Source organism: Bradyrhizobium sediminis, assembly GCF_018736105.1.
Taxonomy (GTDB): domain Bacteria; phylum Pseudomonadota; class Alphaproteobacteria; order Rhizobiales; family Xanthobacteraceae; genus Bradyrhizobium.
Genome location: NZ_CP076135.1, coordinates 1,682,537 through 1,695,213 on the forward strand (window position 1 = coordinate 1,682,537; position 12,677 = coordinate 1,695,213).

Annotated in this window: 14 protein-coding genes; 8 read left to right on the forward strand and 6 right to left on the reverse strand. The window is 64.9% G+C overall.

Annotation, left to right across the window (positions count from 1 at the left end; translation table 11 throughout):
• Positions 1-196 precede the first annotated feature (196 nt).
• Positions 197-568, forward strand: coding sequence for a hypothetical protein (locus KMZ68_RS08130; protein WP_215615282.1), 372 nt, complete (start codon positions 197-199; stop codon positions 566-568).
• A gap of 31 nt (positions 569-599) precedes the next feature.
• Here the strand turns inward: KMZ68_RS08130 and KMZ68_RS26110 are convergent, their stop codons facing one another.
• Complete coding sequence (locus KMZ68_RS26110; RefSeq protein WP_256443699.1) at positions 600-728, reverse strand: hypothetical protein; 129 nt, start codon at positions 726-728, stop codon at positions 600-602.
• Positions 729-872: 144 nt separating this feature from the next.
• On the opposite strand from KMZ68_RS26110, the gene KMZ68_RS08135 reads away from it, so the two are divergent.
• Positions 873-1,691 carry an aldo/keto reductase gene (locus KMZ68_RS08135; protein ID WP_215615283.1) on the forward strand — a complete coding sequence of 273 codons (819 nt, stop codon included), beginning with the start codon at positions 873-875 and terminating at the stop codon, positions 1,689-1,691.
• A 15-nt stretch (positions 1,692-1,706) separates the two neighbouring features.
• On the opposite strand, the gene KMZ68_RS08140 is transcribed toward KMZ68_RS08135, so the two are convergent.
• On the reverse strand, positions 1,707-2,159 hold the full coding sequence (locus tag KMZ68_RS08140) for a hypothetical protein (protein WP_249779560.1): 453 nt from the start codon (positions 2,157-2,159) through the stop codon (positions 1,707-1,709).
• 169 nt (positions 2,160-2,328) lie between these two features.
• On the opposite strand from KMZ68_RS08140, the gene KMZ68_RS08145 reads away from it, so the two are divergent.
• Both KMZ68_RS08145 and hpaD read left to right on the forward strand, forming a co-directional pair.
• On the forward strand, positions 2,329-2,589 hold the full coding sequence (locus KMZ68_RS08145; protein ID WP_215615284.1) for a helix-turn-helix domain-containing protein: 261 nt from the start codon (positions 2,329-2,331) through the stop codon (positions 2,587-2,589).
• A 19-nt stretch (positions 2,590-2,608) separates the two neighbouring features.
• The gene (gene hpaD / locus KMZ68_RS08150) at positions 2,609-3,532 is read left to right on the forward strand and encodes a 3,4-dihydroxyphenylacetate 2,3-dioxygenase (protein WP_215615285.1); all 924 of its coding nucleotides are present in this window, start codon (positions 2,609-2,611) and stop codon (positions 3,530-3,532) included.
• Here hpaD and KMZ68_RS08155 read toward each other — a convergent pair.
• The 3 genes from KMZ68_RS08155 to KMZ68_RS08165 form a co-directional block, all read right to left on the reverse strand.
• A complete protein-coding gene (locus tag KMZ68_RS08155) occupies positions 3,448-4,227 on the reverse strand; it encodes a PAS domain-containing protein (protein ID WP_371741429.1) in 780 nt (259 codons plus the stop codon). The two genes, hpaD and KMZ68_RS08155, sit on opposite strands and share 85 nt — an antisense overlap.
• 33 nt (positions 4,228-4,260) lie before the next feature.
• Positions 4,261-5,502, reverse strand: a complete 1,242-nt coding sequence (locus KMZ68_RS08160; RefSeq protein ID WP_215615286.1) for an aminotransferase-like domain-containing protein — start codon at positions 5,500-5,502, stop codon at positions 4,261-4,263.
• Positions 5,503-5,566: 64 nt separating this feature from the next.
• Positions 5,567-6,109: a DUF3124 domain-containing protein gene (locus KMZ68_RS08165; RefSeq protein WP_371741430.1), complete on the reverse strand. Its 543-nt coding sequence runs from the start codon at positions 6,107-6,109 to the stop codon at positions 5,567-5,569.
• A gap of 58 nt (positions 6,110-6,167) precedes the next feature.
• Here KMZ68_RS08165 and KMZ68_RS08170 point away from each other — a divergent pair, with 58 nt between their 5' ends.
• From KMZ68_RS08170 to KMZ68_RS08185, 4 genes are all read left to right on the forward strand, one after another.
• Positions 6,168-7,898 carry a cation:proton antiporter gene (locus tag KMZ68_RS08170; protein ID WP_215615288.1) on the forward strand — a complete coding sequence of 577 codons (1,731 nt, stop codon included), beginning with the start codon at positions 6,168-6,170 and terminating at the stop codon, positions 7,896-7,898.
• A 154-nt stretch (positions 7,899-8,052) separates the two neighbouring features.
• Entirely contained in the window at positions 8,053-9,129 is a 1,077-nt protein-coding gene (gene ribB, locus KMZ68_RS08175; RefSeq protein ID WP_215615289.1) for a 3,4-dihydroxy-2-butanone-4-phosphate synthase, read from the forward strand.
• Between the two features lie 66 nt (positions 9,130-9,195).
• Entirely contained in the window at positions 9,196-10,410 is a 1,215-nt protein-coding gene (locus KMZ68_RS08180; RefSeq protein ID WP_215615290.1) for an acyl-CoA dehydrogenase, read from the forward strand.
• A gap of 160 nt (positions 10,411-10,570) precedes the next feature.
• Positions 10,571-11,488 (forward strand): MBL fold metallo-hydrolase, encoded by a 918-nt coding sequence (locus KMZ68_RS08185; protein ID WP_215615291.1) that lies wholly within the window; start codon positions 10,571-10,573, stop codon positions 11,486-11,488.
• Between the two features lie 75 nt (positions 11,489-11,563).
• Here KMZ68_RS08185 and KMZ68_RS08190 read toward each other — a convergent pair whose 3' ends face one another.
• The gene (locus KMZ68_RS08190) at positions 11,564-12,412 is read right to left on the reverse strand and encodes a DUF1499 domain-containing protein (protein ID WP_215615292.1); all 849 of its coding nucleotides are present in this window, start codon (positions 12,410-12,412) and stop codon (positions 11,564-11,566) included.
• Positions 12,413-12,677 lie beyond the last annotated feature (265 nt).

Genomic DNA, 12,677 nt, shown 5'->3' on the forward strand with positions numbered 1-12,677 from the left:
GTCAACAAGTGATAGATAGGATATCTATTCTGAGGGGGCGCTTCCGGGGCGATGCCCACAGGAAAGCCAAGCCATGATGGGGCGGGGCAGCTCGCAGCACCCGCCGCGCTAACCTTGCCGGCAGGATCGGCTGGCATTTCGGGTTCTGCTTCCTAGATGATGGGCGTTCCTCTTCGAGTGTTTCAGGAAGCCTGCGATGGTCGCCAAGAATGTCTGCCGGAACGGCCTGGCTGCCTTGAGCTGCATCATGCTGCTGGCATGGAGTGGCGCTTCGATCGCGGACGAGTATCGTCCGGACGAGTTCCTCGGTCTCGACCTTTCCAGGGCGGCGCTGTCGCCGAAGCGGCTGGGGCCCGACGCCCGCTTCGCGCCGGTTCGGATCGAGGCACGGGCCGACCGCGCCACACCGACCAAGGCTCGCATTGCGCATCAGCGCACGGAGGAGCCGCGCCGCGCCGCCCGCACCAAGCTGGCGCGGCGGCACGGCAATCCGCTCGATGCGCAGGCGTCGGATACGCGGATTCAGGCCTGGCCATGCAGGACCGGCGGCATCTGCAACTGGAAGTGACCGGGCGCCGGCGCGATCAAGCGCGGGCGCTTCAGCGCGTCACCCACAGATAGCCGCCCAGCACCAGCAGCAGCGACAGCACCAACAGCACGCCGACCACGCCGGCGACGATCGCGGGCAGTTCATGGCTCTCCAGCCACTGTCGCAATGCCTTGCCCATCGTCCATCCAACCCGATCTTGATTTGAGCCCGGCGCCGCGGGCAGACTATAGCTGATACGCCGTCTGACCGATCCCCTCAACAAAAACCCGTTCACGCCGCATCGCCGCTGGCTCGTCCGGCGGTTCGAGCCTCAGGAGTATCCATGGAACCTCTGCAAACCCAGGGCATCAGCCTGCCGCGGCTCGGGCTCGGCACCTTTCGCCTGCAGGGCGATGCCTGCCGCGCAGCGGTCGAAAGCGCGCTCGGTCTCGGCTACCGGCATATCGACACCGCGGAGATGTATGGCAACGAGGAAGCGATCGGCGCCGCGATTGCCGCTTCCGGCCTCGCGCGCGGCGATCTGCACGTCACCACCAAGGTCTGGCACGAGAACCTGGCGCCGGATGCGATCCGCCGGGCGTTCGACGCCAGCCTGAACAAGCTCCGGCTCGATCGCGTCGATCTCTATCTGGTGCATTGGCCGTCGAGAAACATGAACCTGCCGGCGATTTTCGAGACGCTAGTGAAGCTGAAGCAAGAGGGCCGCACCCGCGCCATCGGGGTCGCCAATTTCAACCTCGCGCTGCTGAAGACCGTGGTCGAGGAGATCGGGGCGCCGATCGCCTGCAACCAGGTCGAATATCACGTCATGCTGGATCAGACGCCGCTGCGCCGGTATCTCGGCGCAAGGTCGATCCCGCTGATGGCCTATTGCCCGCTGGCGCAAGGGCGCGTGGCGTCTGACGAGACGCTGATGGCGATCGGCCGCAAGCATGGCGCCAGCGCGGCGCAGGTGGCGTTGAAATGGCTGCTCGACCAGGACGGCGTGGCTGCGATCCCGAAAGCGTCGCGCAGCGCGAGTCAAAAGGCCAATCTCGACGCGCTGCATGTCGGGCTCGATGACGAGGACATCAAGGCGATCGCGGCGCTGCCGAAGGACAGGCGCTGCGTCAATCCCGGCTTCGCGCCGGTGTGGGATTAAGGCGGGGCGCGTCCGCTACTTGCACTTGTGCTGCGCCGGGCTTGGATTGCCGTTGGAGGTGAAGTTGCCGTCCTTGATGGTGTATTCTTCCTTCGCATTGCGATTGTACATCGCCCGTATCGTTCCGTCGGGCTGCTTCATCATGCCGTATTCGCGGGTTTCCTTCAGGCCCGGAAACGAAACCCGCAGATTCAGCATACCGTTGGAGGAGACCGCAGCCCCCACCACCTGGTTTTCATCCTTGACGTCGCCGAAATTGCGCCGGTGGACGACGCGGCCGCCGGGCGCGACCTCATAGGCGAGCACGGCCCCCTTGCCCTTGTCGGGAGCCAGCGAACAATCCAGCGCCCACGATCCGATCAATCCCCACTTGCTCGCGGTCTGAGCCACCGTTTCCGCTGACGCGTCGCGTGCGAGCGTCAGGGAAAAAGCCAGCGCCAGCGCCAATCCAGCCAAAAGCCGCTTCACGTCGCACCCCCCGCCTTCGTGAGACGGAGCGAGCTTAACACTTCGATGCCGCCGCGCAACGCGCCGACGTCATGTGCAGGCGATTTGATCCGCGTCAATGCGGCCGCCCGGGCGCCTGGGCGACCATGCCGGCCGTAAGGGCTCAACCGTGGCAAACAGCGAACCTCAAATGCGGGCGAAAGCGCCCTCCGGCTTTGCCGCGCAGGCGGCTGCGCCCGGCGAAGCATTCGGTTGTTCGGAAAGCGAATTTCTCGCCCAGCTCGGCGAACGCGTGCGCGACACGCGCATGCTCCGCGGGATGTCGCGCCGGGAACTCGCCCGCAGGTCCGGCATTTCCGAGCGCTACATTGCCCAGATCGAGGTGGGCAAGGGCAACGTGTCCATCGTGCTGCTGCTCCGGATCGCGCAAGCATTCCGCAGCGCCCAATAGCGCCGAGGAGAGGAATTCGATGGGACAGCTCGTTCTTGCCGCCAAGGTCAGCCACGTCCCGTCGCTGATGCTGTCCGAGGCGGAGGGTAGTCCGCTCAAGTCGGCGCGGGCGGGTGCGGTGCGGGCACTGCGCGAACTCGGCCGCCGCGCCAGGGACCGCCGCGTCTCGACCTTCGTGGTATTCGATACGCACTGGCTGTCGAATTTCGGCTACCACATCAACGCCAATCCTCACCATCAGGGGTCGTTCACCAGCCACGAAGCCCCGCAGATGATCCAGGATCTGCGCTACGACCTGCCGGGAGATACCGCGCTCGCCGAGGCGATCGCCAAACAGGCCGGCGAGGCCGGGCTCAATGTCATCGCCCACAAGGTCGCGAGCCTCGGCCTCGAATACGGCACCATCGTGCCGATGCACTACATGAACCCCGACGGCTGGGCCAAGGTGGTCTCGGTCGCCTCGCCGCTGTTCACCTCGCTGGAGGAGAGCCGCCTTCTCGGTGAGGCGACGCGGCGCGCGATCGAAGGTTCAGGCGAACGGGTGGCGATTATCGCCAGCGGATCGCTGTCGCACCGGCTCTGGCCCAACAAGCAGCTCGGGCCGGAGGCATGGACGTCGGTGGCGAGCGAATTCAACCGTCAGGTCGATCTGCGCGTGCTCGAGCTGTGGCAGCAGCGCCGCTACCGTGAATTCATCGACATGCTTCCGGACTACGCCATCAAGTGCAACGGGGAGGGCGGCATGGCCGATACCATCATGCTGTTTGCGGCACTCGGCTGGGACGGTTTTCACGGCGCCGCCGAGCAGCTCTGCGACTACTTTCCGTCCAGCGGCAGCGGTCAGGTCAACGTCGAGTTTCACGTCGACGGTTGGTCCGGACCGGGCGACGCCCGTGCCCGCCCTGCCGGCGACAGCACGTCCGCGGTCACGTCCTCGACATGATGCAATAGAAAGATCAGGACGCCGTCCCGGTCGTGAATCGGCGAGTTGACCGGTTGCCAGTGACGTTCGACGAATTCGCCGTCGGGATCGCGGATATCGTAGCGCTGGATAGCCATGGCGTGCGCCTGGCCGGTCTTCACCACCGTCCGCAGCGAGGTGTAGAGGTTGCTGACACCGTCGGCGAGCGCGTCGTCGGGGTTGTCCGGAAAGATTTCGAACAGCGAGCGGCCGACCACGTCTTCGCGTCTGGTGAGGGTGGCCTGGGCGTAGGCGTCGTTGATGTCGACGATCAGCAGGCCGGGCGCCGGATCGAGCAGCATATAGGGATGCGACGAAGCTTCGAACTCGGGTTGAAATTGCTGCCTGATTCCATTTGCGTCGCCGTTCCGCCGCCGGCGTGCTTCGAGCGGCGATTCCTCTGCGCCGAACTCCGCCGATTCCAGGATCGCGAGATCGCGCCGCGCCGACTTCAGCAGGCCATCAAGTGTTCGGCGCAGGGCGGGGTCCGTCGCCTCTGCTAGAAGTTTCTGAAAATGAGCGATGTTTTGTTCGCAAATGAACCTTTGCATCGTCCGACCTCCAACCGAAGCCGCAGTCCGAATCTGCGGCCATCGCCATCTTGTCGAAGAAAGGCATTTTGCCTCAGGACGCCGTTGTCGCACAAGCGCGTAAATTGAGGGGCTGGCAGGCTGCAATCGCAATTGCGTGATCTCGGAACCGTGTTCCGATCAGGCGCGAACCTGCTTCTCCACATTGGCAATTCGCGCCGGGACGCCGAATTCCTTGCGGCAGACTTCGGCCAGCACCGCTACGCCCTCGCGGATCTGCTCGTGCGACGGACTGGCGAAGCACAGCCGCAACCGGCTGCCGGCATAGGCCTTGTCGGTCGACCATTCCGGCCCCGGATTGATGGCGACGCCGGCCGCAAGTGCGGCCTGGTACAGCTTCAGCGTATCGACATGGTCTGGCAGTTTCACCCACAGGAAGATGCCGCCCTTGGGGTCTTCGAATTCCGCCGACGTGCCGAACTGCTCGTTGAGCGCCTCCATCAGCGTGTCGAGCTTGGCGCGCAGGCCTCGCGTCAGCTTCGGCACATGTTCGGCGAAATGCGGCGTGCAATATTCCGCCAGCACCATCTGCTCGAGCGCGCCGGAGCCGGCGTCGGTCTTCAGCGCCAGCATCCGCGACAGGATGGCCCAGGGCGCGACGATGAAGCCGACCCGCAGCGCCGGCGCGATCGATTTCGAGAACGAGCCGATGTGAATCACGCCGCCGGTCTTGCTCATGGCGTAGAGCGCGGGCGGGCGCTTGCCGTCCCAGACCAGGTCGGCGTAGCAATCGTCCTCGAAGATGGGCACACCATATTGCTGCGACAGTTTGAGAAGTTCGGCGCGGCGCGATTCCGGCATGATGGTGGCGGTCGGGTTTTGCACGGTGGGGATAGTGTAGATGTATTTCGGCGTGATGCCTCTGCCCTTGAGGTCGGCCAGCGCCTTCTCCAGCGCATCCATCCGCATTCCCTGATCGTCGAGCGGAATGCCGACGATGTTGACGCCGAGCCGGGTCAGCCGGTTGATTGCCCCCTGATAGGTGTCCTGCTCGATGATGACGGTATCGCCGCGCGAAAGCAGCGTGGCGTTGACGAGATCGAGCGCTTGCAGCGAGCCGGAGACGATCAGGATGTCGTCGGCGGTGCAGTCGATGCCGGCATCGCGCTTGAGTTTCTTGGTGAGGAATTCGCGCAAGGGACGATAGCCCTGCGGGCCGCTGGCCAGCCCGTAGGTGGCAAGCGTTTGCCCCTCGCGCCGGAGCACCGCGTTGACGGCGCCGATCAGGCCTTCGACCGGGACCTGGTCGGGATCGTTGTTGCCGCCGACGAAGCTGTACTTCGCCAGTCCGGTCCACTTCGCGGCCGGCGCCGGCAATCCCGCCGGAAGCAATGGTGCGAAGTCGAATTGCGCTGCGGTCATGGACGTCATCCCCGTTTGATTTTCTTGCTTGAGGGACCCGGATGTTCCGGGCTTCGATGGCAGGCTAGTTCCTGCCGATTACCTTTACAGGCCGGCCCTGGGTCGTAAAGGCGTAATGCCCGCTGCCGATGCTGCCGACCATCAGCGCCTCGATCACGGGTTCGGCGATCTCGCCGGACGCGGCCCAGTCCACCACGAAATTGGCCCCGGTGCCGCCGCGGATGTCGGTGGTGGGGACGAACACCTCGACGGTCGAGAACGGCTTCAGGGCCACCGGGGCCTTGAGGTAGCTTTCCACCAGCTTGCCCGCGGTGTCGAAATAGGCGATCCGCCGCAGCACCAGCGGCCGGGTTTCCGAGGCGTTGTGGATGCTCAGCGTCACCGAGAAATCCGCGCGCAGCTTGCCCTGGCTCATCGACACGCTGGAATAGACCGGAACATAGAACGCGCCCGACACGCCGAGACTTTCGGTGGGCATCGCGGTCAGGGAACTCGCAAAAGCCTGCTCGATGCCGGCCATCGCCTGGGCGTGCGCGGCAGGCGCGCAAGGCATCGACAGCAGGGCCAGAATCGCGAAAAGAACGTATCCCGTCCGGATGTGACACATTGCTTGTTTGACCTTCAAGCTCCTGCCTTTAGGCTGCGGCGAGGGAAAGTCCTTAGTCATGCATGAGCTTATTCGCGATATCACCTTATGCATCCTGTTCGCCTGGGGGCTCGGGCTTCTCGCCCACTTCTTCCGCCAGCCGCTGATCCTCGCCTATCTTATCGCCGGCTTCTTCATTGGTCCATTCGGGATGGGCTGGGTCAAGTCGCAGGAATCGATCACCGTCATCTCCGAGCTCGGCCTGATTTTCATGCTGTTCATGATCGGGCTGGAAATCGACCTCAAGAAGATCGTGCGCGCCGGCCGGGTGATCCTGTTCGCCGCCGGCGGGCAGCTGGTCGGCGGCTGCGTGCTCGGCATCGCCTTCTTCGTGGGGATCGGGCTCGCGATGGGCGGCGGCGGTTTCGACGCGCTGTATCTTACCATCGCCTGCGCGCTCTCCTCCACCGTCATCATCGTCAAGGTGCTGTACGAAAAGCGCGAGCTCGACACGCTGCCCGGACGCATCACGCTCGGCGTGCTGGTGCTGCAGGACATCTTCGCCATCCTGTTCCTGGCGGTGCAGCCGAGCCTCGCCAATCTCCAGGTCAGCGTGATCCTGCTGTCGGTCGGCCGGGTCGGCGTGCTGGTGGCGACCGCGCTGGTGCTCAGCCGCTACGTCCTGCCGCGGCTGTTCCACCAGATCGCGCGCCGCCCCGAACTGATCCTGCTCGGCGCGCTGGCGTGGTGCTTCCTGATCGGCGAGATCGCCGAGCAGCTGCATTTGTCGCGCGAAATGGGATCGCTGGTGGCCGGCGTCTCGCTCTCGACCTTTCCCTATGCGCTCGACGTCACCGCCAAGGTCACGACCTTGCGCGATTTCTTCATCACGCTGTTCTTCGTCGCATTGGGCATGACGATCCCGATCCCGAACATGTCGGTGATCGGGCTGGCGCTGGTGATCGCGGCTTTCACCGTGGTGAGCCGCGTGGTGACGACGTTCGCGCCGCTCTATCTGATGAAGCAGGGCCTGCGTGCCAGCCTGCTGCCGGCGCTCAATCTGGCGCAGATCAGCGAGTTCTCGCTGGTGGTGATCCAGACCGGCGTCGCCGCCGGGCATATCCAGACCCAGACCGCGAGCGCGGCCTCTTTCGCCTTCGTGGTGCTGGCGGTGCTCTCCACCTTCGTGATCATGCGCAGCGACCAGATCACGCGGTTTGCGATCGGCCCCTTGAAGCGGATCGGCCTGCGCGATCTCGACCACGGCCATGCGCACGATTCCGGCCACGACGACGGCGGCCACGGCGAGGCGCGACGGATCGTGATCCTCGGCTTTTTTCGCGCCGCCAGCGCGCTCTTGAGCGAGATCGGACGCCAGAACGAATCCCTGCTCGATCAGATCAGCGTGGTCGACTTCAATCCGAACGTGTTCCGCACCCTGGCGGATCGCGGCCTGCACGTGATCTACGGCGATATCAGCAACGTCGATACCCTGGTGCATGCCGGGGTCGGCAAGGCCGAACTCATCATCCTGAGCGTGCCCGACTCGCTGCTGAAGGGCGCCAACAACGAAAAGCTGGTCCGGCACGTGCGTGCGCTCAACCCGACCGCCAAGATCGTCGCCACCGCCGATCTGTTGTCCGACGTCGGGGATCTCTACGCCGCCGGCGCTGATTATGTGACCGTCACCCGGATTACCGATGCCCACGAACTCTACGCGGTGATCGAGGCCGCCGACGCCGGCCTCCTGGAAGACAAGCGCGCCGAGATCGACGCGCAGCTCGCCGAACGCAAGGAAGTGCTGCCGTAAGCGCTTCCGGACTGCCTGCCGGGCGCCCGCGGCCTTGCCGGGATCGCCGCCATCCGGCCCCCCGGCAGCGCCGTTCTGCCCTGCGTAATGACGCTGGCGCGGCGTTCCGAGTCCGGCTAATGCTGCCCGGCACGAAGCGAGAGACTTTGAGAATATGGCCGACCCGATCCAGGAAGTTCTGCATGCCTTCGCCCACGGCGAACTCGTCGTCGTCACCGACGACGAAGACCGCGAAGGCGAGGGCGATCTGATCGTCGCAGCGTCGCTGTGCACCGCCGACAAGATGGCGTTCATCATCCGCCACACCTCAGGCATCGTCTGCGCGCCTATCACCACCGAGGACGCGCGCCGGCTGCGGCTCGATCCGATGGTGGCGCACAACGAATCCGCCCACACCACCGCGTTCACGGTGTCGATCGACTACAAGCCGGACAACGGCACCGGCATTTCGGCCGACGAGCGCGCTTCCTGCTGCCGCGCGCTGGCCAATCCGAACGTCGGCGCCAATGATTTCGCCCGGCCCGGCCACATCTTCCCGCTGATCGCCCGCGACGGCGGCGTGCTGCTGCGCTCCGGCCATACCGAGGCCGCGGTCGACCTCTGCAAGCTTTCGGGCCTGCCGCCGGTCGGCGTCATCAGCGAACTGATGAACGACGACGGCACGGTCATGAAGGGCGAGCAGGTCGCCAAATTCGCGGCCAGCCACAAGCTCAAGCATGTCACCATCGCCGACATGATCGCCTACCGCCAGGCGCGCGAGAAACTGATCGAGCGGGTTTCGACCTTCACGACCGATAGCCCGATCGGACCGCTGCAGGGCTACGCCTATCGCTCGCCGTTCGATTCCATCGCCCATGTCGCTTTCGTCTATAACGGGGTCGGCGACGGCAAGAACGTGCTGACGCGGTTTCACAAGCCCAATATCGTCAAGGACATCTTCACCGGGCCGAAGCGCATGCAGGCGGTGCTGGAGCATTTCAGGAAGAACGGCAGCGGCGTGCTGATCTACCTGCGCGATGGCGCGGCCGGCGTTCCGGTCTCGCCGCTCCCGGAGGAGAAGTCGGCGGAAGCCGACCGCAACCGGCAATGGCGCGAAGTCGGCGTCGGCGCGCAGATCCTGCGCGATCTCGGCGTCACCTCGATCCGTCACTTGACGTCGTCGGTGCACGACTACAAGGGACTGTCCGGTTTCGGGATCGAGATCCTCTCCAACGAACAGCTTGAAGGCTAAACTCCAAAGATTTAACCTGTTTCCGCCGTGCGAGCGGCCGGTAGCAGCGATGCGAAAGGAACTTTCATGAGCGTGCGCCCTCAGGCCAAGGACAAGCCGGCTTCGGTCGAATTCCAGTGGGACGATCCGTTCATGCTCGACGAGCAGCTCACCGAAGACGAGCGCATGATCCGCGACACCGCGCGCGCCTATGCGCAGGACAAGCTCTTGCCGCGCATCACCAAGGCCTATCTCGAAGAGAAGACCGACCGCGAGATTTTCAACGAGATGGGTGAGCTCGGCCTGATCGGTATCACGCTGCCGGAGGAATATGGCTGCGCCAATGCGAGCTACGTGGCCTATGGCCTGGTGGCGCGCGAGATCGAACGCGTCGATTCCGGCTATCGCTCGATGAACTCCGTGCAGTCGTCGCTGGTGATGCACCCGATCTACGCCTATGGCGACGAGAACCAGCGCAAGAAGTACCTGCCCAAGCTCGCCACCGGCGAATGGGTCGGCTGCTTCGGCCTGACCGAGCCGGATGCTGGCTCCGATCCCGGCGGCATGAAGACCCGTGCCGAGAAGACCTCGGACGGCTACCGGCTGACCGGTTCCAAGATGTGGATTTCCAACGCGCCGATCGCCGACGTGTTCGTGGTGTGGGCCAAGTCGGCCGAGCACAACAATCAGATCCGCGGCTTCATTCTCGAGAAGGGCATGAAGGGCCTGTCGGCGCCGAAGATCGGTGGCAAGCTTTCGCTTCGCGCCTCCATTACCGGTGAGATCGTGATGGAAGGCGTCGAGGTGCCGGAAAGCGCGCTGCTGCCCAACGTGTCGGGTCTGAAGGGTCCGTTCGGCTGCCTCAACCGCGCCCGCTACGGCATTTCCTGGGGCGTGATGGGGGCTGCGGAAGACTGCATGGCGCGCGCGCGGCAATACACGCTCGACCGCAAGCAGTTCAACCGGCCGCTGGCGGCGACGCAACTGGTGCAGAAGAAGCTTGCGGACATGCAGACCGAGATCGGGCTCGGCCTGCAGGGCAGCCTGCGGGTCGGCCGCCTGATGGACGAAGGCAAGATGGCGCCGGAGATGATCTCGATCGTCAAGCGCAACAATTGCGGCAAGGCGCTCGACATCGCCAGGATGTCCCGCGACATGCACGGCGGCAACGGCATCCAGATCGAATATCACGTGATGCGCCATACCGCGAACCTGGAAACCGTCAACACCTATGAAGGCACCCACGACGTCCACGCCCTGATCCTGGGCCGCGCGATCACGGGCATTCAGGCGTTTTCGTAGGTTTCGAAGTCCTCCGACCTCATCCTGAGGAGCCCGCGCTTGGCGGGCGTCTCGAAGGATGGCCGCGCGACAGATCTTGCCCGATGCTTCGAGACGGCCCTGCGGGCCTCCTCAGCATGAGGGCCCGGTGGAAAGCGCGGCGGCACATACAGGCACCCCTATGGCCGACAACGACGACATCCCGTTCAACCGCGATTTCCCGCTCAAGCCCGGCGTGGTCGAGGAGGTCCGTCCCGGCGTGCGCCGCGTGCTCTGCGACAATCCGAGCCCATTCACCTTCACCGGCACGGTCAGCTACATCGTAGGCAAGGGCAACGTCGCGATCATCGATCCCGGCCCCGCCGACGAAGCCCATGCGGCGGCGCTGCTCGACGCCGTGCGCAATGAGACCGTGACGCATATCCTGGTCACCCATACCCACCGCGACCACTCGCCGAATACCGCGCGGATCAAGGCGGCCACCGGCGCCACCGTCTATGCCGAAGGGCCGCACCGCGCCTCGCGGCCGCGTTTCGAGAGCGAGAAGCACAGTCCGGAATCCGGCGCCGACCGCGACTTCAGGCCGGACGTCGAGGTCAAGGACCGCGACGTGATCGAAGGTTCGGGCTGGCAGCTCGAGGCGGTGGCGACGCCGGGCCATACCGCCAATCACCTGGCGTTCGCCTGGGCGGAGCGTGGAATCAATTTCGTCGGCGATCACGTGATGGGCTGGTCGACCTCGATCGTGGCGCCGCCGGACGGCTCGATGATCGACTACATGGCCTCGCTCGACCGGCTGGCGGAGCGCAGCGAGGATATCTACTTCTCCGGCCACGGCCCGGAAATCCCGGAAGCCCGGCGCTATGTGCGTTTTCTGACCAGGCATCGCCAGGGGCGCGAAGCTTCGATCCTGCATCGCCTCGCCAAGGGCGAGGCCGACATCCCGACCATCGTGCGCGCGGTCTATATCGGCATCGACCCGCGGCTGACCAATGCGGCCGGCTATTCGGTGCTGGCGCATCTGGAAGATCTGGTCGGCCGCGGCATCGTCGCGACCGACGGCGACCCGGTGATCGGGGGAAGCTATCGGATGGTGTAGGGGCGAAAGGCGCGAATAGCGAAGGGAGCCTCGTCTGCGGCTCCTCTTTCTACTCGCTATTCGCCACTCGCCCCTTCACTTCTTCACCGTCTTGCCCTGCGGCTTCGCCGGCGCCTGCGGTTTCTTCACCACGGGTTTGGCGCTGTCGACGGCGCTGTTGATGTCCTCGATCAGCTTGGCGATGCGCGCGGCGTTGCTGCCGAGATCGCTCTCGAAATAGCGCGACGAGGAGCGGATGTCGACGCGCGAACCCTCGCCGTCCGGGGTGATGCGGATCGAGACGTCCTCGCGGAATCCCATGATCGGCGTCCGCGCCACCGCCTCGATGCGGCCGATGCGGCGCGGCGGCTGCGGCGCGCGTTCGTCGATCACGAGCCACTTGCGCTTGGTGACGAGCGCCAGCGTGACCTCAAAGGCCCGCTGCGGCGGAACCTCGAGCTCGACCGTCTCGATATCGGGATAGGCCAGCCGCTGCTGTTCGGCGGAATAGAGACCGGCATAGACCGCGGTATTGGCGCCTTCGCCGGTGCGCAACCGCGCCAGCGCCTCGAAACGCGGCGGATCGATCGGATCGGTGGTGATGTCGTGGATCGGCGGCAGCTTGCGGTATTGCAGGCCGAGATAGGCCGGGTAGGCCAGCACCAGCGCGTCGATCAGGAACGCCAGCAGGATGCGGCTCATGCCGCGCGATCCGTTCTGCCAGATCGCGGCGAAGGCGGCGAAGCCCGCCAGGATGGAAAGGCCGGCGCAGGCCAGCGCACCGAAGAACGTCGCCAGCGCCGGTTTCACTTCGAGGAAGCCGAAGCGGACGATCAGAATCGAAACCAGCACCGCGACGACCGAGAACACCGCGAGGTTGCGCGCCAATGTGGCGAGGCTGGACACGGGCTCCGACTGGTAGGGAGCGGAAAACCTGCGGGCCATGGCTCAGAAATCTGCCGGGTTTGAAGCCTTGCCGGGCAAATCGCGCCGGGCTGCACACTGGTCCGCTTGAGACCACGGACTAACGGCAAATTCAAGGGTGGATTGGGCTGCGGCCCTTGCTTCCCTCTCCCCTAGTGGGAGAGGGTGGAGGCGACGCAAAGCGTCGCGGACGGGTGAGGGGTCTGCTCCGCGGATGCAAACCCCTCATCCGGCGCGGACTGCGCATAGCCGATGCAAAGCATCGGCGTCCATCTGAAGGACAGCG